Source organism: Pseudomonas sp. 8(2025) (genome assembly GCF_052665325.1).
Genome location: NZ_JBQOIE010000035.1, coordinates 1 through 18,875, shown reverse-complemented (window position 1 = coordinate 18,875; position 18,875 = coordinate 1). Strand labels below are relative to the sequence as shown.

Genomic DNA, 18,875 nt, shown 5'->3' with positions numbered 1-18,875 from the left:
GGATCTCGACAACCGCGGCAAGAGCATTGTCGCCAGCCGCGACCTGACCCTGAACACGGCCCAGATCCTGGACAACCGAGGCGGCACCCTGAGCGGGCAGCGCCAGGTGAAGGTCAGTGCCGGGGCTCTGGATAACAGCCGTCAGGGCAAGCTGCTGAGCGCCGAGCGCCTGCAACTCGATGCCGAGCAAGTGCGCAACGGCCAGGGCGGCCTGATCAAGAGCCAGCAGTCCCTCAATGCCACCCTGGGCCACCTGGGCAACAGCGGTGGCGAGCTGTCGAGCCAGGGCAGCAGCACCCTGGTACTGGCCGGCATGGACAACCTCACCGGCGTGGTACTGGCGCAACAGACCCTGGAGATAACCGGTACGGCAGAACTGGACAACCAGGGCGGGCTGCTGTCGGGCTGGCAGGGCCTGACCCTCAACGGCACAGGCTTGAACAACAGCAACAAGGGCACCGTCTCCAGCCTCAAGGGCGGTGTCGAGGTCACCCTCAGCGACGCCTTGAACAACAGCCAGGGCGGTGGCCTGGTCAGCCAGCAGGCTCTGGACGTCAAGGCCGCCAGCCTCGACAACAGCCACCAGGGGGTGATCTCCAGCGCCGGCGAGCAAAGCCTCAAGCTGCGCGACCTGCTGGACAACAGCCAGGGCGGCTCCATCGACAGCGCCGCGACCCTGACCCTGCAGGCCATGACCCTGGGCAACAACGGCGGCACCCTTGACGCCGCGGGTGACCTGACCTTTACCGGCACCGACCTGGACAATGGCACCGGCACTTTCACCGGCAAAACCGCCGTCACCCTTAATCTGTTGGGCGCGTTGAACAATACCCACGGCAAGCTGGCCAGCGGCGGCCCGCTGCGCATCGAACGCGCTGGGCAGATCGACAATCGGGGTGGCCAGATGGCCAGCCAGGGCCTGCTGAGCCTGTTCGCTGCCAGCCTGGACAATCGTAACCGTGGGACCTTGATGGCCAACGACCCACTGACCCTGACCCTGGACGGCGCACTGCAGAACAGCGGTGATGGCTTGATCTACAGCCAGACCGGCGGCCTGCACGTTCAGGCCGGGAGCCTCACCAATGGCAAGGGCACCCTGCAGAGCCAAGGCGCTCTGAACCTGAGCACCGGCGACATCGACAACCAGAGTGGTCGCATCCTGGCCAGGAACGGTAACCTGAACATCGGCGCCGGCCACTTGGATAACCGTGGGGGCGTGCTTTCTAGCGTGCAAGGCGCGATGACCGCCGATCTTCGCGGCGTGCTGAAAAACGGCTACGACCCGAGCAACAACCGCCAGGGCGGCGTGACCCAGGCCCAGCGCCTGACCCTCAAGGCCCTGGCTGGCATAGACAACGACGGCGGGCGGATTTCCGCGCAAAGCGGCGATGCGCTGATCACCACCGGCGATTTCGATAACCGCAACGGTGGCCTCTACGCCAAGGGCCTTGTCAAAGTTAGCGGCGGCCATTTCGACAACAGCGGCAACAACGGGCAAATCGCCGGCCAGCAGATTAATTTCGACCTCAGCGGCGCTCTGAATAACCACAAGGGCATCATCGAAAGCGACAGCAGCCTGACGATCAAGGCCGCCAGCCTCGACAATCAGACCGGCCAATTGCGCGCCCTGGGAGACGGTGGCGATACACGGCTGGAGCTCGGCGGATTGTTCGACAACCGCGATGGCTCTCTGGAAACCGCCAACCAAAACCTGGCCTTCGACGCTGGCAGCTTCAACAACCGTGGCGGCAGCGTGCTGCACAGCGGCAACGGCCTGTTCGGCCTGTCCATGGCCAACCTCGAGGATGTGGGCGGGCGCCTGAAAACCGCCGGTCAGCTGATCCTGGAAGGCGAACGCTGGACCAACAGCAGCTCGATCCAGGCCGGGAAACTGACAGTCAACGTCAACCACCTGACCCAGGCCCGTACGGGCCAGCTCCTAGCCGGCAATGGCCTGATAGGCAGCGGCGTGAACTGGATCAATGACGGCCTGATCGGCAGTGATGCAGGCGTCAATATCGACCTCAGTGGTCATTACAGCAGCAAGGGCCGACTCAGCAGCTTTGGGCAACTGGACCTAAAAGCTGCCCAAGTGGACCTGGCAGACAGTGCCAGTATTGCTGGCGGCGGCAACACCACAGTCTCGGTGTTCGGCCAGTTGAACAACGCAGGGCGCCTGAGCGCTGCGGCCGGGCTCACGCTCAACGCGAGTGGCATCAACAATCAGGGCACCCTTGGGGCTGCCCAGAACCTGACCTTGACCACCGGCGGCCTGCTCAACGATCACGGGCTGGTGTTCAGTGGCGACGACATGGGGCTGCGGGTCGACACCCTGACCAACAGCTACGGCAACGTTTACAGCCTCGGTCATCTGACGATCGATCGCGATGGTCAGGGGGCTCTGGCCAGCCGCATCGCCAACCGTTCCGGCACCCTGCAAAGCGATGGTTCCATGACGCTTGCAGCCAGCACCCTTGAGAACATGCGCGATGTGCTGGCCACCAACAACGGCGGCATCTACACCGCCAGAATTGGTGAAGTCGCCTGCATCGAGGGCTACAACGCCGGTGACTGTGGCGGCAAACGCAATCACGTGTGGGAGATCGTTCAGCGCGACAAATTCGAAGTCACCGAAGCGAGTGCGGCGTCGAGCATTGCCGCGGGCGTCAACCTGAATATCAACGCCGGCGACCTGCTGAACCAGAGCAGCAGTATCAGCGCTGCCGGCAACCTGGTGGCCACGGTCAACAACCTGACCCACAGCGGCGTGGAAACCGGCGAGACCGAAACCACCCGGGTGTTCATGTCGGCGCGGACCAAAAATGCCAGTGCCTGGTACAACGTCGCTAACGCTGTCACCAACCGATACTGGTTCCAGAGTGCGGGTTATACGCCTGATGACCTGGGTGGTCTGGAAGGCGCGCTGGCCGGTTTTATCGGCATGACCGAACGTGAGTGGGTCGGCCTGGGGACGACGAAAAAACTCGCCGGTGGTGATCAAAGCTATGCCGCAGTGATCCAGGCCGGGGGAGCGGTGAGCATCAAGGCCGGCAATGGCTTCGACAGCAGCGTGGTCCGTCCGGGTTACACCTATGTCGGCAGCGGTGCGCGTACCGATACCCAAGTACCGGATACCGCCTTCGCCACTCGCATCAGCCTCAGCCCGCAACTGCCCCCAGACCTGACCCAGCAACAGGTCAACCCCCTGGCCCTGCCTGGCTTTAGTCTGCCCGCTGGGCAGAACGGTCTGTTCCGCCTCAGTGGTCAGAGCAGCAGCGCCACACCAGCTCCGGCGCAGATCGCCGGCCTGCCGGATGCCGCGAACCTTACCCGGCCGCACAAGTACCTGATAGAAACCAACCCGGTACTCACCGACCTCAAGCAGTTCATGAGCTCGGACTACCTGCTGTCCAGCCTCGGTTACAACCCGGACGACAGCGCCAAACGCCTGGGGGATGGCTTCTACGAGCAGAAGCTGATTCAACAAGCGGTACAAGCCCGTACCGGCCAGCGTTTTATCGACGGCCAGAACAGCGACGAACAGCTGTTCAAGTACCTGATGGACAACGCCATCCAGAGCCGGCAACAGCTCAACCTGTCGGTGGGCGTGACCCTGACCTCCGAGCAGGTGGCGGCCCTGACTCACGACATCGTCTGGCTGGAAAGCCATGAAGTGAACGGCGAACAAGTGCTGGTGCCCGTGCTCTACCTGGCCCAGGCCAAGAACCGACTCGCCCCGAACGGCGTCCTGATCGCGGGTAACGACGTCAACCTGATCGCCGGCCAGGACCTTAACAACGTCGGCACCCTGCGCGCGACCAACAACCTGTCGGCCCAGGCCGGGCAGAACCTGATCAACAGCGGCCTGGTGGAATCCGGTAATCGCCTTGACCTGCTGGCCGGCAACGACCTGGTGAACAAGGCCGGCGGCATCGTCGCCGGGCGTGACGTGAGCCTCGCCGCAACCTGGGGCGACGTCATCAACGAGCGCACCCTGACCTCGCACCAGAGCAGCAACGGCAGCTACGCCCAGCAGCGCGACTTCGTCGACAACGCCGCCCGGGTAGAAGCGGCGAACAGCCTGGTGATCAGTGCCGGGCGCGACATCAACAACAACGGCAGCGTACTCAAGAGCGGAGCCGACACCAGCCTCAAGGCCGGTCGCGACGTCAACCTGAGCGCTGTGGAACAGGTGGTCAGCAACGACCGCGGCGTGCGCTACAACGACCTCAGCGTGACCCAGAACGGCTCCAGCCTGCAGGCCGGTCGCGATCTGGCCATCAGCGCCGGCCGCGACATCACCGCCATCGCCAGCCAGATCGAAGCCAAGCGCGATGTGGCGATGGTGGCCACCGAGAATCTGAACCTGGTTTCGGTGGCCAATGAAACGCACTTCTACAGCAAGACCAAAAAGGTCAAAAGCCAGGAAGATCATGTCAAACAGGTTGCTTCCACGGTGACGGCGGGGGGAGATGTTTCGCTGACTGCGGGTGAGGATCTGACCTTGATCTCCAGCCGTGTGACAGCCGGGGATGAAGCTTATCTGGTGGCCGCTAACCAACTGAATCTGCTGGCGGCTCAAGACAGCAATTACTCGCTGTATGACATGAAGAAAAAGGGTAGTTGGGGTAGCAAGAAGACCCAGCGCGATGAGGTCACTCAGGTTACCCATGTGGGCAGCGAAATCAGTACGGGTGGTAATTTGACTCTGGTGAGTGGTGGCGATCAGAAGTATCAGGTCGCCAAATTGGAGAGTGACAAGGACATCACCCTAGATAGCGGTAGAGCCATCACCTTTGAAGGGGTGAAGGACCTGCATCAAGAGAGTCATGAGAAGAGCAACAATAGCCTGGCCTGGACCAGCGCCAAAGGGAAGGGCAACACCGATGAGACCTTGCGCCAGACAGCGTTGTTAGCTCAAGGCAAGGTAGCGATCAAGGCCCTGGATGGACTGAAGATCGATATCAAGCAGATCGACCAGGGCACCATCAGCCAGAGCATTGACGCGATGGTCAAGGCCGACCCGCAACTGGCCTGGCTCAAGGAGGCAGAGCAGCGAGGAGATGTGGACTGGCGCAAGGTGCAGGAGATTCATGACAGCTTCAAGTACAGCCATTCAAGTCTTGGTCAGGGGGCGATGCTGGCGATTGTCATCGTCGTCGCCGCTTTTACGGCGGGTGCCGCCAGCGGTGCTATAGGTACGGCTGCGGGGGCGAGTGCTGGGTCCGGTTCGGCAATGGCGGCTGCGGGAAATGCAGCGATGGTTCAGGCGGGAACGGCAGTCGGCACTGCGGCGGCGGGGTGGGGTAATGCGATGGTTACTACGGCGTTATCTTCGATGGCGGGCACCGCTGCGGCTAGCACTATCAACAACAAGGGCAATCTGGGCAATGTGGTGAAGGACGTATTCAGTGAAAACAGCTTGAAAGGCTACGCAACCGGTGCGGTGATTGCTGGTTTCGGTGCGGCCTTTACCAACGAGATGGGGCGGACTTTAAGTGCGGAAGGTAATTATGTTTATGGCGATGACTATGCCGGGCGCTTGAAGGCTTATGCAGCCAATACCGCACTGAAGGGGGCCTTGAGTGGTAAGGACAAAGACACTTGGTTGAGTATTGCAGCGACTGGGGCGTTGATGGAGTTGTATCAGTATTCGGCGGGTCGAGACCCGGATGTTAGGCCTGGGGTGGAGAGACCTGGAAGCAATGTTTTTCAAGAGCTAGATGGGGGGCTTGTGCCGCGCGTTACTGTCAGTGGAATAGAGCGAGAAGGAAATAATGTTGGTCTAAATCAAACGTGTACTTCCTTGTTGGCTATTTGTCACGGAATGCCTCTTAGTAATTTTTTAAGTAATGTTCCTGGTGTTAATGCATTTGCGACTTTACATGATACTTGGATGAATAGACTGATCGAGCTGAAAAAGTTGAGCTGGCAACTGGGAGGTTCTTTAGGCGAAAAGCCTGATATGAGTATTTTTGAAAATATTGGTAGTATGCCGCCCGCATTAATAGTCAATTACGGGGCAATCATTGATAAATATAGGCCTCTAACTGATGCAGTGAGGAAAGATGAAAAAAATAATTAATGTATTTTTGGTCTGTCTCTTTGCTATAGGATGCTCGTCACCTTTTTATTCGACTTGGGTTAGTGCTACCAATGGGTTGGTTGGTACTCCGTTTGAGTCGCACTTTTGGCCTCCTAGATGCCTGCCAGATTGTTTGCATCAATATTGGTCGCCCAGCAATAAGAATGCAGCTTTTGATAAAGTTTTGGATGAAGAGGCAGGTGAAAAGCGCTACTACATTACGTGGCTTATGGATTGTCGTTACTCAATACTTGTCTCAAAAGAGGGCATTATAAAATCTTGGCGTTATGAGACGGAGGACAAAAGAAGTTGTTTTGTTTTTTAGAAGTTAGATGGTCTGGCTCTCGTAAGAAGACTTGCTCTTATGTTGAAACGGAAATATTGGGATTTTTTATGCGCTGAGCTCAACAGGCTCGTGGTTGCTCAGCTTTGGGAAGGAGGTAATGAAATAGGATGCTGGATTTTAGTCGATGGTTTGAATAGTTGTGGATGTGTGATGATTTGTGAACTGTGTAAAGGGACTAGCAAAAAATGGAAATGAAATGGCCTCAAGGAACATGGGGTTCTTATTTAATTTTTGAGCAGTAGTTTGTGAAACTAATAGTTGTTGGTTTCGAAGCGAAAAGTAAAGGAGTGTATTCGATTCTTTTAAAGTATGGTGCGCGGAAGCTTGTGAGAGAAGTAAGAGTATGTGAAGGCGCTGTGTTATATGCTGAATATGAATCAAGTCTGCAGGAAATTCTGCATAGAAATGTTGGGGATGCAAAAAACATGCATCGTCTAGTATTTAAGTTGCATCGACAAGAGTTTGTAGAATTTCCTTTATGTATCGGAAATTTCTAGTTTTCCGAAGAGGCTGATGTTGAAAATCTTCTGACTAGTTACCTGGTTGTTGGTGTAGGGTGGCTTGGGTTTATTAGAGCGGAATAAAGAATCCCAAGATGGCAGGGCTCTGTTTCATACTTACAATGAGTGAGAGTTTGATTTGGCTTATTCGAATTTAGAGTTTTCTGGGCAGTTTACGCGGATTCATGATCTGGACTTGAGTATTGCCTGCTTTCTAGTAATAGAGTCCGGAAAATATGTAAGCTCGGAAGCATTGGACTATATGTTTGATTCTTGGGTCGATTCGATTTCGTATGGCGGCCCTGGTTGTATTGATCTGCAGCTAGATAAATTTCTGAAAAGCCAAGAGTATGCTGATGTAGTTGTAGGCTTGATTGATAGGGTGATCCAAGAGTTGTATTCAATGGCGGATGTTTATCCGAAAGAGAAATTGAGCTCGATGCTGGCAGGCGTAAAGATAACTTTGAATGCGGACTATGAAGTTAAGTTGATAAGAACTGCTTTAGTTGGGTTGCGAAAAGTCATTGTAGGTGAAGGATAGCTCATGGGCTGCATGATGACTCAGATGATTTTTCACTAACTCCTGAGTCTTTGATTTTTTCAAGATTGAAATAAGGTTTGAAAAAAAAGCTCTGCTGTGACCTGCATCAAGTTTGTTTTTTCTAGTTTGTCAGCCTTCGGATCATAGTGGGCTATATATTAAGTAAGAGTCACGTAAGTGATGAGTTTTTAGAGTGAAGAAGAAAATATATTATGGTGTAATCGCGCGTGGTACAGAGATATGTATGCATGTATTTTGCATTTTTAAGTGAGATGTAGCATGAGCATTAAACTTAAGACAGAGGCGGGAGTGTTAGAGTTTATTGTCAAAAATATGAAGGCTAAGGATAGTTTTTTTTGACTTCGATATTGTCAGTATTTGGTATGATAAATATTCTGGCTGTTTACCGGCTGATTTCTTTTGTAGTTTGAATTTTGATGATATAAATAGGCTTGTTGATTATTTCTATAGGCATAAATTGTCAGTGCTTACTAATCAGGTTAATGAGTCACTGGTTTATATGCCTTTGGAAAGCGACTTTCAAATAAGGTTCATGGCCGGGGAGGCTGAAAGCATGGAAGATGGATACTTTTCCATAGGTTTTTTATTTAACCTTGGAAGTAGTTGCGAAGAATCTTCGAATGTATATTTTGGGTTCGAGGCTGGTATTGATTTTTTAGCGGTAGATGACTTTTGTGTTTCTTTGAAGGAACTGGTGACCGTTGAGCAGTAGATGATTTCCTAGTAATCCACGGTTTTCAAAGTGTTTTAATCTGGTAAGCCATGATGAAAGAAGTATCTCCTCTAATATGTACATCGTGTGAAGAACAGCTCGATGTGTTTAACGAGGGTTCTACCCAAGGGTTAAGGTGTTCCGGTTGTGGCTGGTCCTTGGTTACTACACATATTTCAGACATTAAAATCGATGAGCGAGAATATAAAATTTTTTGTAGCGGTAATTATAAAAGCGAAGCACATGTGCGAGTTGTATCCGAGGTGGCAGGTTATAATTTTTTGATGTCCAGAAAAGCACTGCAGAAAGGCCAATTTCTTCTGTTCTCCGGGCAGGCTGTTGAGGTCTCGCGGGTCAGGAAAATGCTTGGTCACGCAGGGGTTTTATGTACCATCACACCTGATTTTAAGTGGGATTGATCAGATGACGATTGTTGTTTGCTAAGCCTCTAAGGTGAATGAGTGAGTTCTTCCAGTAACTTAGCTGCAACTTCCGAAAGTGCAGGTTATACATCAAACCCCATAGAGTACTCCCGCTCCTGCGGAAGCAGCCTGCTGGCCCCCCCCAAGTCCCCTTCCTCAATCAGTCGATGAATCTCGTGAGCCAGGGGCGTGACGTCGGTGATGCGCTTGATCCACTGGTTCACATACAACTGCACGGCCTCCTTGCTCAGGCCGATCTGGATCGCACGATGTTCCTGGGGCCGCAGGTACAGATCCCGTTCCGGGTCCCACTGAATCCGCACCGGCGACTGGTCTTTCAACTTCAACCACTCTTCCTTGCTCATGGACTCGTCGACATGGCTCAGGCAACCGTTGGCCAGGGCCCATTCGAAGCCTTCGCGGCTGATGTCGATGGCCAGGATGCGGGTCTGTCCGGCGTCCTTAAAACCCCAGCCGGCGCGGTACATCATCCAGAGGAAGGACGGCTTTATCCAGGTCATGCGCTCCATCTTGAAGGGTGGGGAGACGAAGGTGCCGTGGGCCAGGGCGGCGTCGGCGATGTTGTCGGAGTAGGCCTGGTAGACGCGGATGGTGTCGGCGTCGTAGAGCGCGCGGATCTGGCGCTCGGGGATTTCTGTTGCGGGTTTATGCATGGCATTTCCTTATGAAGAATGGGCGGCCGGGAAGCCGCCCTGGGGTGTTTAGAGTTCGGCCTGCGGTTGCAGGCGCCGTGATGTCACATCCAGCAGATCACAGCCATCGCGCAGCAGGATGCTGCACACCAGGGTCAGTTCCTGCAGTAGCACCGGTTCGCTGCGCAGGGTCTCGGCGGCGAAGTTCTCCAGCAGTTGGGTCGCGGCGCGGATGCGAAAGGCTGCGGCGTCGTGCAGCACATCGATGGGCGCCTGGGTGTCGATCAGCAGGGAAGGAATCAGGCAGTCGTGGCCGGTTAGGGATATATAACGGTTCATTAGTACACCTCGCTTAATGGATCGATGTACTCGTTACTCCGGTCGCCAAACCAGGTCGCCATATGGGCGACGGCCGGACTATAAGCCGCGGGCTTGCGAGGGTGCAAGGCAAGTGTGGTGGCGTCTTTTCCGAGAGCGTTGTAGGGCTTTTTCCGCACACATCCATCCCGCTTGCGACTGTATTTCCAGGTGTTTTTTACTGCTGGTCGGCTAGCCTGTATGTACATTTGTAAATACGAAACTGCTCATGTACGTTGCATGGGACGAGGCCAAGAACCACGCCAACATCCTCAAGCACGGCATCGATTTCAACGATGCGGTGCTGATGTTCCAGCGCCCGGTGCTGTCCTTGCGCGATGAGCGCCTGGACTACGGCGAGGAGCGCTGGGCCAGCCTCGGTTGGATCAGGGCCCTGGTGGGCGCAGTGGTCCATACCGAGCGGCGGGGTCATGCGGTGCGCATCATTTCGGCGCGCAAAGCCACTAAGCGGGAGGCTAAATATTATGTCCAACGGATCGAAAACTGATTGGGATCGCCTGGCGAAAACCGATGACCAGGGCATCGATACTTCTGATATTCCCGAGCTAAATGACGATTTCTTTCGCCGCGCAGAGGTGCACCTGCCGGGCAAGAAGGCCGTGACCATTCGCCTGGATGCCGATGTGCTGGAGTGGTTCAAGGGCCAGGGCGCGGGTTACCAGACGCGGATCAACCAATTGCTGCGCCAGTACATGCAGGCCCACCGGGACTGAGGCCCGCCGCTCTTTCCGGCCGGCCGTGGAGGGTGGTCGCCATTGCGATTCCTGTCTGAAATATTCATTTACAACTACCCCCGTCCTCAAGCTCAATCTGCTCCCTTGCCTGGTGCGAAGGAGTGCGCTCTTTCGTGCAGGCTATAGTCTTGTGCTCACCCTGATCTCATCCGCAAATAAGGTGCTTTCGTATGTCTCGCTTTGCCTCCCGCAATACTTGGCTGGCCGTTGGTGCCGCGTTGCTGTGCCTGCACTTGCCCGTGCAGGCCCAGGAGCGTTTTACCCTGAACATTCCCGGGGTTTCGGATGACCGGCTGTTCACCACGGGCAATGCCAGCGATGCCAAGGGCTGTGGCGGGCACAATAATTCCCCGGCCTTGAACTGGACCGCCGGCCCGACCGGGACCTTGAGCTACGCCATCGTCATGCACGACCCGGACGGGGCCAAGGGCCAGGGCGTGGATCACTGGGTGCACTACGGCATCAAGCCCACCACCCGGCAGATTCCCGCCGGTGCCGGCAACAAGCCGAACCTGGAAGGGCTGGCCGGCCTCAACAGCCGCAACGGTACTTCCTATATGGGCCCGTGCCCGCCGGTGGGTGACAGCGCGCACCACTACATCATCCAGATCTACGCCCTGGACCTGCCGCCGGAAGCCCTGCCCGCCGGGCTGACCCGCGCCCAACTGCTGGAAAAGATCAACGGTCACGTACTGCGCAACAGCAGTGTGGTGCGCCGCTATTCCCGCTGAGTGAAATTTTTTTCGAAGGCTTAACCCGAATCGCCCAGGGGCTTCGTCTGAAGGGGGGAATGGATCATTTCTTTCCGAGGTCAGCCCCATGTCCCTTCCCGTGCATTTCCTTCGTCCGGCCGCCCAGGGTTTTGCCGCCGGCCTGTTGCTGGCAGTTGCCGGCTGTGGTGTGTCGTCCAAGCCCGAATCCGCTGCCGGCTCGTCAACCCAGGGAGCATTGCAGGCTGCGCCTCAAGCGCAGTACGAGGTGCAGCATGCCGATGCCACCATGGCCAAGCGCGCTGTGCATCCGATGAGGTTGTCAGCGCCGATGCCGGCGCCCATTAGCTCACGGGATTCGCTGGTGGCCGGTTACCGCGACGAGCCCCGGGAGCAGTACCAGAAACTGCCGGACAACCCGATCCACAGCGTCGCCGAAGCACCGGTCTCGACCTTCAGCGCCGACGTCGATACGGGTGCCTATGCCAACGTCCGCCGCTTGCTCAACCAGGGCAGCCTGCCGCCGGAGGGCGCGGTGCGCCTGGAGGAACTGGTCAACTACTTCCCCTACGATTACGCCCTGCCCACGGACGGCTCGCCCTTTGGCGTGACCACCGAGCTGGCGCCGTCGCCGTGGAATCCCCATACCCGCCTGCTGCGCATCGGCATCAAGGCATCGGATCGCGCGGTGGCGGAGCTGGCCCCGGCCAACCTGGTGTTCCTGGTGGATGTCTCCGGCTCCATGGATCGCCGTGAAGGCCTGCCCCTGGTGAAAAGCACCCTCAAGCTGCTGGTGGATCAACTGCGGGACCAGGATCGGGTGTCGCTGGTGGTCTACGCCGGTGAATCACGGGTGGTGCTGGAGCCCACGTCCGGTCGTGACAAGGCGAAGATCCGCACTGCCATCGACCAGCTCACCGCGGGTGGTTCCACGGCGGGCGCCTCGGGTATCCAGCTGGCCTACCAGATGGCCCAGCAGGGTTTTATCGACAAGGGCATCAACCGCATCCTGCTGGCCACCGACGGCGACTTCAACGTCGGCGTCAGCGACTTCGACAGCCTCAAGGCCATGGCCGCCGAGAAGCGCAAGAGTGGTGTCTCCCTGACCACCCTGGGGTTCGGTGTGGACAACTACAACGAGCACCTGATGGAGCAACTGGCCGATGCCGGTGACGGCAACTACGCCTACATCGACAATCTGCGCGAAGCGCGCAAGGTGCTGGTGGACCAGCTCAGCTCGACCCTGGCGGTGGTGGCCAAGGACGTGAAGCTGCAAGTGGAGTTCAACCCGGCCCAGGTCAGTGAATACCGCCTGCTGGGTTATGAGAACCGTGCACTCAAGCGAGAAGACTTCAGCAACGACAAGGTCGACGCCGGGGAAATCGGTGCAGGGCATACGGTTACCGCGTTGTATGAAATTGTCCCGGCTGGCGAGAAGGGTTGGCTGGAGCCGCTGCGTTATGCCCAGGCCAAGGCGCCGCAACAGAGTGGCAAGCAGGGCGAGCTGGCCATGCTGCGGCTGCGCTACAAGGCGCCGGAAGGCGGCAGCAGCCGCCTGATCGAACGGCCCATCAGTGCCCAGCAGCCCGGCAGCCTGGCGGCGGCCAGCCCCGACCTGCGCTTCGCCGCAGCCGTGGCGGCGTTCTCCCAGCAGATCAAGGACGGCCGCTACACCGGCAACTTCAGCCTGGCCGACACGGTCAAGCTGGCCCAGGGCGCCAAGGGTGCCGACCCTTACGGCCTGCGAGGCGAGTTCGTACAGCTGGTGGAGCTGGCGCAAAGCCTGCAAACTCAGGCGCCGAAAGCCCAGGCGGCGCAGCCCGTGGACTTGAGCCAAGTGCAGAGCCGCCTTGAGTAGACCTCAGACCCGCAGTGAACAGGAGTTCAACCGCCCTATGTCTGCTGCCCAATCCACCAGCGACGCCAGCAGCGATGAAACGCTGCTGGCGCGTTACCGTGCCGGAGACCCCGCGGCCTTCGAGGTGCTTTACCAGCGCCATCGCCAGGGCTTGTATCGCTTTGTGCTGAGCCTGTGTGGCAAGGCCGAGCTGGCGGATGAGGTCTACCAGGAAACCTGGCTCAGCCTGATCCGCAGCACCAGCCAGCCCCAGGGCCGGGCCAGCTTCCGGACCTGGTTGTACCAGATTGCCCGCAACCGCTTGATCGACCACTGGCGCAAGCACGGCCAGCGCAACCCGTTGCACGACAGCTATGACGAACAACTGCACGGTGAAGCCGACCAAGCCCCCGGCCCCGAACAGCAACTGAGCCTGTGCCGCGACCAGCAGCGTATCGAAGCCGCCCTGCAGGACCTGCCCGAAGACCAGCGCGAGGTGTTCCTGCTGCGGGCCCACGGCGACCTGGAACTGCCGGAAATCGCCAGCCTGACCCAGGCTCCCCTGGAAACGGTGAAAAGCCGTTTCCGCTATGCGTTGAAAAAGTTGCGTCGGCTCCTGGCCGAGGAGGTACTCACATGACTGACGCCCGACAGACCCCAACCCCCGAAGAGCAGATGCTGGCGCATATCCGCCAACACAGTACCCAGGAGCCACCGGCCCATCTCGACGCCCTGATCCTGGCCACTGCCCGCCGCGAAGCCCCGGCGCCCAAGCCCGGCTTCTGGCAACGCTGGATGCAGGCCTGCCTGCGGCCGCGTTATCAACTGGCTTTTGCCAGTCTGTTTGGCGTGGCCCTGGTCATCGGTTTGCTGCGGCCTTCCCCGGAGCACTATCCACAAGAGCAGGCCTTTGTCCCTGCGCCCGCTCCAGCCCCAGCTGCGCCCATGGCACGCCAGGCGGCGCCACGTTCCGCCGAGCTGGCCGGGGCCTTGAGCGTCCCTGAGCCGGCTGCCCCTTCGCCCATCGCTCCGGCGGCCCCTGTCGGCAGTTTTGCCGCGGCGCCGGAGATGGAAGCGTCCGCTGATGCAGCGCCACCTGCGATGGCCAAGCCCAGGGCCGAGTCGAGCAAGCTGGCCAAGCGCATGTCGGCGCCGGTCGCGCCCCGGGCGATCAAGCGATTGAATGAGCAACTGCAGACAGTGCTGCGTCTATGGGACGAGGGCCAGAACCGCGCGGCGGCCGAGCTGCTGCTCCAACTGCAGGAAACTTATCCACAGGAGGATCTGGACGCGCGCCTGCAAGCCTTGCGTCGTCAATAAGGTGCGGGGGTTGGCTGTCGCAGCGGAAAACGCGCACTATCTGCCCAGTTTCCAGAAAGTGAGAGGCCGGTCATGGCACCCCGCATCGACCGTATTGCTGCAATGTTGAACTGCCCGATCAAGGGCGCGGAGCTGCGCCAGGCCATCAAGGAAAGCCGCAAGGACTTTGGCCTTGAAGAGGGCGAGGACCTCGATCAGCAGGCCGACGACGAAGACGATCAGGCGGCCCCGCACTCCGACGCCGTCGAGGAGGAGTGATCCGGCAGCCCCAGCGCTCAGGCGTAGGGGGTGGCGGGCAACTCGATGAACTCGGCGCAGGCACCGTCCGCGGTCATGCGCCGGGCCCGTTCCGGCAGCAGCCGGGCGTGGTTTTCCACTTGCCAGCGATACCAGCTCAGGCGCTGCACGATCCGCCGCCGGCAGGGCTCCGGCAATTGCCCCAGCAGGTCGACACTCTCGGGCGCCCAGCGGGCTCGGGTCGAGTAGTAGCAGAACAGGTTTTCCCGCAGGCCGAAACAGTCCTCAATGCTTTCCTCGACGCTGTACGCGTAGCGCTCGAAGCTGGCACTCAGTTGCTGTGCGCCGTCGGCGTTGTCCCGCAGGTAGGCGAAGATCCCCGGCCAATTGATGCAGTACAGGTGCTCGTCCCAATCGCCGTCCCGGGTCAGGTACTGGCCCTGGCCGCGAAAGAACTGCAGCACTTCCTCGCGCTCCAGAGCCACTTCAAAGTTGCTTTTCATCGGGTGTTCCCTTGACGTCGGCGATGCTCACAGATAACGCCACGCATTCGATCACGCAATCGAAGCCGATTTCCAGGCGCAGGTGATAACCGAGGCCCAGGCGAGTGAGCTGGGTGCGCATGCGCCCGTCGAAGCGCGTGCCGCTGACCGCCAGTTCGCTGATGCCCTGGACCTTGAGCACGAAACTGCAGTGGGTCGCCGCCTCGATCACCGGCCAGCTGGCAGGCACAGACAAGCGCGGCAGTTCACCGCTCAGGTGCAGGCTCAGTTGCTCGCCCTGGAACTGCGGGCCCTGGGTCTCCAGGTCATAGGGCGTGGCGGTCACATCGAACTCGGCCCGCCAGGCTTCAGGGTTGTCGATGCCGAACAGCCAATCCCCGCCGAAACGCTCACGGTGCGGGATTGCCCGGCACTCTGCCAGCGAAGGCAATTGCGCGCGGACCAGGTCTTCCTGCCAGCGCTCCCGTGCCGCGTTCAGCAGGCGCTGGAAAAGGTCCCGGCTGTTGTCGATCACCCCTGGCCAGTTGCTGGGCCACTGATCGTATTCGTAGTCGTCCTCGATGGGCTCCCAGATCTGTTCGAAGTCGTAGTCCGGGTCATCCAGGGCCGCTTGCAGCACCTCCACCAGCCGCTGTCGATGCCGGAAATTTTCCCGGGAACCGTGGCGCATCAGGCCGTAGTGGCGGACCAGGTATTCGCGGTCGTCCGGGTCATTGGGGTTGTAGCGGTTCAGTTCGGCATCCAGGGCCGGGGGCATGTCATAGCCCATGAACCAGGTGACCCAGTCGCGTATCTGGGGCTCGAAGGGTTGATTGTGCAGGGGATGGCGCAGCATCGGGACCTCCTGTCCGGGGGCGGCGAATGTAGCAAGTTGCGCCTCGCCAGGACAGCCCGGGGCCGTCATGTGTGCGGGGTGCCGTTCGGGCATTGCGCCGTTTTGCATCGCGGATCAACAAAAAAGCCCCAGGCCGTAAGACCTGGGGCTTTTTCGCTGAAGATGGCGCACTCGGCGGGATTCGAACCCACGACCCCTGCCTTCGGAGGGCAGTACTCTATCCAGCTGAGCTACGAGTGCAGTGCGGGCGACATCATACCTATGTCGACTCGGGGCGTCCACGCCGGTTTTCATCGGCTGGTGCTTGTCCGTCGCAACCCCCGGAAACCCGGGGCGTAGTGGCAGTTTTTCCTGCTGAAGCTTCCTCGTACCTGCGCGCAACCTGCAGCCAGAACCGTGCAATCACGGGGCACAGGGAGGTGCAGGAGATGAACTGTTCCATGCCGGGCGGCCTGCAAGCGGGCCTGCCGGACCAACTGTTCGAAGCCAGCTGGAGGGCGGTATTGCCCGGTTTGCAGCGCCGCGCCCGGCAGTTGGCGCGGGGCAACGCCGATGGTGCCCAAGAGTGGCTGGCGGCCACGGCGATCAAGGCGCTGCTGTTCTTTCGTCGCTCGCCGGAGCGGATTCGCGACCCCCAGGGCTTTCTGTTCCTGGTGCTCGATCATGTGTTTGTCGACAGCTGCCGCCGGCAGGCCCGGGAGCAGCGCCTGTTTGTGGATTTCGCCGGGCTCGAGGATGACCCGCTGCAGCAGCTGGAGGCCCCGCAGATGTCGGTGCTCGACCAGGTGGAATTGCTGGAGACCCTGGCCCTGCTCAGTCGACGGGTGGCGCAACTGCCGCCGAAGAAGCGCCGCCTGTTTGAACTAAAGTTTGTCGACGACCTGCCCTATCCCCACATCGCCGCCGAGCTGGGCATGAACCAGCCCTTGGCGCGCAAGTATGTGCAGCTGTTGCGGGCGCAGTTGCGTTGATACGGCCTGAGGTTTCACAGCCGGCTCGCTCGGGCGTTCCTGTTCAGTGAGCCTGTTTTCGATGCTGTAGCCGGTGCCGCCGCCTTCTGCGGTGGGCCATTCCATCTAAGGAGAGATGTATGCCCGATCCAATGGTCAACTCGCAGATCACCGATGCCGTCACCCAGACCAACGTCAAGGTCGTGGCCGAGGCTCCGGCCCAGGCCATCGCCTCGCTGTACCAGGTGGCCAGCCACTCGGCCGGCCTGTCGCTGCAGAACGCGGTCAACAGCCAGCAGGCGCTCAACCAGATCTCCAATGCGGTGGTGTCCAAGGCCGTGGCGCTGATCATGGCGATCGGCGAGTAGGGCTGATCGCCCGGGAGAATCGTCATGGCCTGGTTCAAGAAGAAAACCCCACCCGCAGCCGCGGCCGATGAAAGCGCCGGCGCGGCGGCCGACCCTGGCGCCGCTGCAGTAGCCGCCGAGCCTGAGGCACCCTCGGCGATGGCCGGTGACGCCGCCTCGACAGCCAGCGCGCCGGCGCCCGAACCTGCTCCATCGCCTGCAGGCCCGGCGCAGCCCTCGATGATGCAGACGATGAACGCGCACCTGCTCAAGCAGGCCGGCACGCCCAGCAGCGACAGCACCGATGCCCTGAACAGCCAGATTGTCCAGGCGGTGCAGTTCAGCAATGCCCAGACCTTCAGCTATGCCCCGGCGCAGATCGCAGCAGCGCCGGACATGATGATCAGCCAGGCCGCCGGCCTGGTGGCGCAGTCGGCGGCGGGGTATTTCGACGGGGTCAGCAAGCTGGCCCTGGCGGCCCAGGCGGTGCTGCTCAAGCAGATGACCGAGAACATCGTCAAAGAGAACGTCAAGGGGGCTGCCGAGGATGCCCTGGGCGCGTTGGTCACCGATCTGCTGGTGGGCGCGGCGGCAGCGGTGGCGGCGGCTGCCGGGGCCATGGAGGCCGACGCGGCCGGCGTGGCCATCGACAAGATCGACCAGAGCATCGCCAAGTACAGCAGCACCCTGGCCAATCGCACACCGTCCTCCTGAGCAAGCGCCCCGGGCGCGCCAGGTGCCCGGGGCCTGCACGGCCGGGAGCATGACCGCGACACAGGCTTTTCCCCTGGCGTTGAAGTTCGACGGACCCGGTGCCCAGCCCTTCAACGTCATTCATTGAGTAAGGAGCATGCAATGGCGAATGAAGAGCAGACCCCGATGGCGACGATATTCGGCTTTGCCGAGAAGTATCTGAAACGCCCGTTGACCCAGGTCGAGCGCCAGGTACTGGAGGCATTTGCCCAGGACAAGCCGCTGGACATGTCCAGGGCCGCGCAACAGAGCGTCGATCAGGCGCGGCAGCGGGCCACGGAGCTGATGCAGTCCGATGGGCTGCGCACCCGGCAGATCATCGATCAACTGGCCGGTTCCGCCGCCGCGGGCAAGGCCGATCCCCAGGCGCGGGAGCTGGTGCTGCGCCAATTGCTGGCGGCCGCCGAGTCCGAGGAGCCGCTGTCGGTATCGCCCCCCGGGGCCGGCCTGGTGACGACCGCCGCCGCTGCAGCCGCCGCGGCGGCGCTGGCGCCGGCACTGTCCCCGGCCAGCTTCCCGCCGGACGATCCGCAGCTCAAGGCAATGATCAGCGCCCTGGTCCAGCAGGAGGTGAAAGTCGCGGTCGAGGCGCGGATGGCCGGGCTGTCGCAGAAAGTCGAAGACACCCTCCAGCAACTGACCGCCGGCAGTGGGCAATAAGGGCCCCCTGAAATAACCGCAAGGCCGTTCAAGCCCCGCTTCACAGCATCAGGGCTGCCACGTTCACTCAATGACACGGAATGCTCCGTGTGCCTAACAAAGGAAGTTGAGCCATGCCACTTGTAAACGAACAAATCACCGATGCCGTCACCCAGACCAACGTCAAGGTCGTCGCTGAAGCGCCGGCCATGGCGATGGGCACCATCTACCAATCCATGGCCCAGGCCACCGCGATCCTGTTCCAGAACTCGGTCTCGGCGCAGCAGCAGCAAAACACCCTGGCCCAGGCGGCCACCAACCAGGGCGTGATGCAGATCTACAGCGTCGACAC

The 18,875-nt window shown here is 59.6% G+C and carries 19 protein-coding genes and 1 tRNA gene; 15 read left to right on the top strand and 5 right to left on the bottom strand.

Features of this window, described 5'->3' with window-relative positions:
- The 3 genes from ACUXVH_RS31435 to ACUXVH_RS31425 form a co-directional block, all read left to right on the top strand.
- A partial coding sequence (locus tag ACUXVH_RS31435; protein ID WP_445496830.1) for a hemagglutinin repeat-containing protein occupies positions 1-6,085 on the top strand: 6,085 nt, incomplete at its 5' end.
- A gap of 1,042 nt (positions 6,086-7,127) precedes the next feature.
- A complete protein-coding gene (locus tag ACUXVH_RS31430) occupies positions 7,128-7,472 on the top strand; it encodes a hypothetical protein (protein WP_141679916.1) in 345 nt (114 codons plus the stop codon).
- Positions 7,473-8,258: 786 nt separating this feature from the next.
- The gene (locus ACUXVH_RS31425) at positions 8,259-8,624 is read left to right on the top strand and encodes a hypothetical protein (RefSeq protein WP_141679917.1); all 366 of its coding nucleotides are present in this window, start codon (positions 8,259-8,261) and stop codon (positions 8,622-8,624) included.
- Positions 8,625-8,710: 86 nt separating this feature from the next.
- On the opposite strand, the gene ACUXVH_RS31420 is transcribed toward ACUXVH_RS31425, so the two are convergent.
- Both ACUXVH_RS31420 and ACUXVH_RS31415 read right to left on the bottom strand, forming a co-directional pair.
- Positions 8,711-9,301 (bottom strand): DUF4291 domain-containing protein, encoded by a 591-nt coding sequence (locus ACUXVH_RS31420; protein ID WP_065364750.1) that lies wholly within the window; start codon positions 9,299-9,301, stop codon positions 8,711-8,713.
- A gap of 48 nt (positions 9,302-9,349) precedes the next feature.
- Positions 9,350-9,619, bottom strand: a complete 270-nt coding sequence (locus tag ACUXVH_RS31415; RefSeq protein ID WP_053148398.1) for a hypothetical protein — start codon at positions 9,617-9,619, stop codon at positions 9,350-9,352.
- Between the two features lie 247 nt (positions 9,620-9,866).
- Between ACUXVH_RS31415 and ACUXVH_RS31410 the strand changes: the two genes are divergently transcribed.
- From ACUXVH_RS31410 to ACUXVH_RS31380, 7 genes are all read left to right on the top strand, one after another.
- Positions 9,867-10,145: a BrnT family toxin gene (locus ACUXVH_RS31410; RefSeq protein WP_065364751.1), complete on the top strand. Its 279-nt coding sequence runs from the start codon at positions 9,867-9,869 to the stop codon at positions 10,143-10,145.
- The gene (locus ACUXVH_RS31405) at positions 10,123-10,371 is read left to right on the top strand and encodes a BrnA antitoxin family protein (RefSeq protein WP_065364752.1); all 249 of its coding nucleotides are present in this window, start codon (positions 10,123-10,125) and stop codon (positions 10,369-10,371) included. The genes ACUXVH_RS31410 and ACUXVH_RS31405 overlap by 23 nt, the downstream gene beginning before the upstream one ends.
- A gap of 191 nt (positions 10,372-10,562) precedes the next feature.
- A complete protein-coding gene (locus ACUXVH_RS31400) occupies positions 10,563-11,123 on the top strand; it encodes a YbhB/YbcL family Raf kinase inhibitor-like protein (protein ID WP_011058553.1) in 561 nt (186 codons plus the stop codon).
- 88 nt (positions 11,124-11,211) lie between these two features.
- Positions 11,212-12,960, top strand: a complete 1,749-nt coding sequence (locus ACUXVH_RS31395; protein ID WP_065364753.1) for a vWA domain-containing protein — start codon at positions 11,212-11,214, stop codon at positions 12,958-12,960.
- Positions 12,961-12,997: 37 nt separating this feature from the next.
- Entirely contained in the window at positions 12,998-13,579 is a 582-nt protein-coding gene (locus ACUXVH_RS31390) for an RNA polymerase sigma factor (protein WP_011058554.1), read from the top strand.
- Positions 13,576-14,259 carry a hypothetical protein gene (locus ACUXVH_RS31385; RefSeq protein ID WP_065364754.1) on the top strand — a complete coding sequence of 228 codons (684 nt, stop codon included), beginning with the start codon at positions 13,576-13,578 and terminating at the stop codon, positions 14,257-14,259. The genes ACUXVH_RS31390 and ACUXVH_RS31385 overlap by 4 nt, the downstream gene beginning before the upstream one ends.
- A 72-nt stretch (positions 14,260-14,331) precedes the next feature.
- Positions 14,332-14,517 (top strand): hypothetical protein, encoded by a 186-nt coding sequence (locus ACUXVH_RS31380; RefSeq protein ID WP_011058556.1) that lies wholly within the window; start codon positions 14,332-14,334, stop codon positions 14,515-14,517.
- Between the two features lie 17 nt (positions 14,518-14,534).
- On the opposite strand, the gene ACUXVH_RS31375 is transcribed toward ACUXVH_RS31380, so the two are convergent.
- From ACUXVH_RS31375 to ACUXVH_RS31365, 3 genes are all read right to left on the bottom strand, one after another.
- Entirely contained in the window at positions 14,535-14,999 is a 465-nt protein-coding gene (locus ACUXVH_RS31375) for a hypothetical protein (protein ID WP_011058557.1), read from the bottom strand.
- On the bottom strand, positions 14,983-15,834 hold the full coding sequence (locus ACUXVH_RS31370; RefSeq protein WP_065364755.1) for a hypothetical protein: 852 nt from the start codon (positions 15,832-15,834) through the stop codon (positions 14,983-14,985). Before ACUXVH_RS31370 ends, ACUXVH_RS31375 begins: the two co-directional genes overlap by 17 nt.
- Before the next feature lie 163 nt (positions 15,835-15,997).
- Positions 15,998-16,074, bottom strand: a tRNA-Arg gene (locus ACUXVH_RS31365).
- Positions 16,075-16,262: 188 nt separating this feature from the next.
- Between ACUXVH_RS31365 and ACUXVH_RS31360 the strand changes: the two genes are divergently transcribed.
- The 5 genes from ACUXVH_RS31360 to ACUXVH_RS31340 all read left to right on the top strand — a co-directional run.
- Positions 16,263-16,805 carry an RNA polymerase sigma factor gene (locus tag ACUXVH_RS31360; protein ID WP_072443737.1) on the top strand — a complete coding sequence of 181 codons (543 nt, stop codon included), beginning with the start codon at positions 16,263-16,265 and terminating at the stop codon, positions 16,803-16,805.
- A gap of 119 nt (positions 16,806-16,924) precedes the next feature.
- A complete protein-coding gene (locus ACUXVH_RS31355) occupies positions 16,925-17,152 on the top strand; it encodes a RebB family R body protein (RefSeq protein ID WP_011058560.1) in 228 nt (75 codons plus the stop codon).
- Between the two features lie 24 nt (positions 17,153-17,176).
- The gene (locus tag ACUXVH_RS31350; protein ID WP_065364756.1) at positions 17,177-17,845 is read left to right on the top strand and encodes a hypothetical protein; all 669 of its coding nucleotides are present in this window, start codon (positions 17,177-17,179) and stop codon (positions 17,843-17,845) included.
- Positions 17,846-17,986: 141 nt separating this feature from the next.
- Positions 17,987-18,544 (top strand): hypothetical protein, encoded by a 558-nt coding sequence (locus ACUXVH_RS31345; RefSeq protein ID WP_065364757.1) that lies wholly within the window; start codon positions 17,987-17,989, stop codon positions 18,542-18,544.
- A 113-nt stretch (positions 18,545-18,657) separates the two neighbouring features.
- The coding region (locus tag ACUXVH_RS31340) for a RebB family R body protein (protein ID WP_368995990.1) at positions 18,658-18,875 on the top strand (218 nt) is incomplete at its 3' end.

Coding starts and splice junctions, on each gene's coding strand:
- ACUXVH_RS31355 (WP_011058560.1), top strand. CDS start 16,925: ATGCCCGATCCAATGGTCAACTCGCAGATCACCGATGCCGTCACCCAG.
- ACUXVH_RS31420 (WP_065364750.1), bottom strand. CDS start 9,301: ATGCATAAACCCGCAACAGAAATCCCCGAGCGCCAGATCCGCGCGCTC.
- ACUXVH_RS31345 (WP_065364757.1), top strand. CDS start 17,987: ATGGCGAATGAAGAGCAGACCCCGATGGCGACGATATTCGGCTTTGCC.
- ACUXVH_RS31370 (WP_065364755.1), bottom strand. CDS start 15,834: ATGCTGCGCCATCCCCTGCACAATCAACCCTTCGAGCCCCAGATACGC.
- ACUXVH_RS31390 (WP_011058554.1), top strand. CDS start 12,998: ATGTCTGCTGCCCAATCCACCAGCGACGCCAGCAGCGATGAAACGCTG.
- ACUXVH_RS31410 (WP_065364751.1), top strand. CDS start 9,867: ATGTACGTTGCATGGGACGAGGCCAAGAACCACGCCAACATCCTCAAG.
- ACUXVH_RS31375 (WP_011058557.1), bottom strand. CDS start 14,999: ATGAAAAGCAACTTTGAAGTGGCTCTGGAGCGCGAGGAAGTGCTGCAG.
- ACUXVH_RS31400 (WP_011058553.1), top strand. CDS start 10,563: ATGTCTCGCTTTGCCTCCCGCAATACTTGGCTGGCCGTTGGTGCCGCG.
- ACUXVH_RS31415 (WP_053148398.1), bottom strand. CDS start 9,619: ATGAACCGTTATATATCCCTAACCGGCCACGACTGCCTGATTCCTTCC.
- ACUXVH_RS31425 (WP_141679917.1), top strand. CDS start 8,259: ATGAAAGAAGTATCTCCTCTAATATGTACATCGTGTGAAGAACAGCTC.
- ACUXVH_RS31350 (WP_065364756.1), top strand. CDS start 17,177: ATGGCCTGGTTCAAGAAGAAAACCCCACCCGCAGCCGCGGCCGATGAA.
- ACUXVH_RS31380 (WP_011058556.1), top strand. CDS start 14,332: ATGGCACCCCGCATCGACCGTATTGCTGCAATGTTGAACTGCCCGATC.
- ACUXVH_RS31385 (WP_065364754.1), top strand. CDS start 13,576: ATGACTGACGCCCGACAGACCCCAACCCCCGAAGAGCAGATGCTGGCG.
- ACUXVH_RS31395 (WP_065364753.1), top strand. CDS start 11,212: ATGTCCCTTCCCGTGCATTTCCTTCGTCCGGCCGCCCAGGGTTTTGCC.
- ACUXVH_RS31360 (WP_072443737.1), top strand. CDS start 16,263: ATGAACTGTTCCATGCCGGGCGGCCTGCAAGCGGGCCTGCCGGACCAA.
- ACUXVH_RS31405 (WP_065364752.1), top strand. CDS start 10,123: ATGTCCAACGGATCGAAAACTGATTGGGATCGCCTGGCGAAAACCGAT.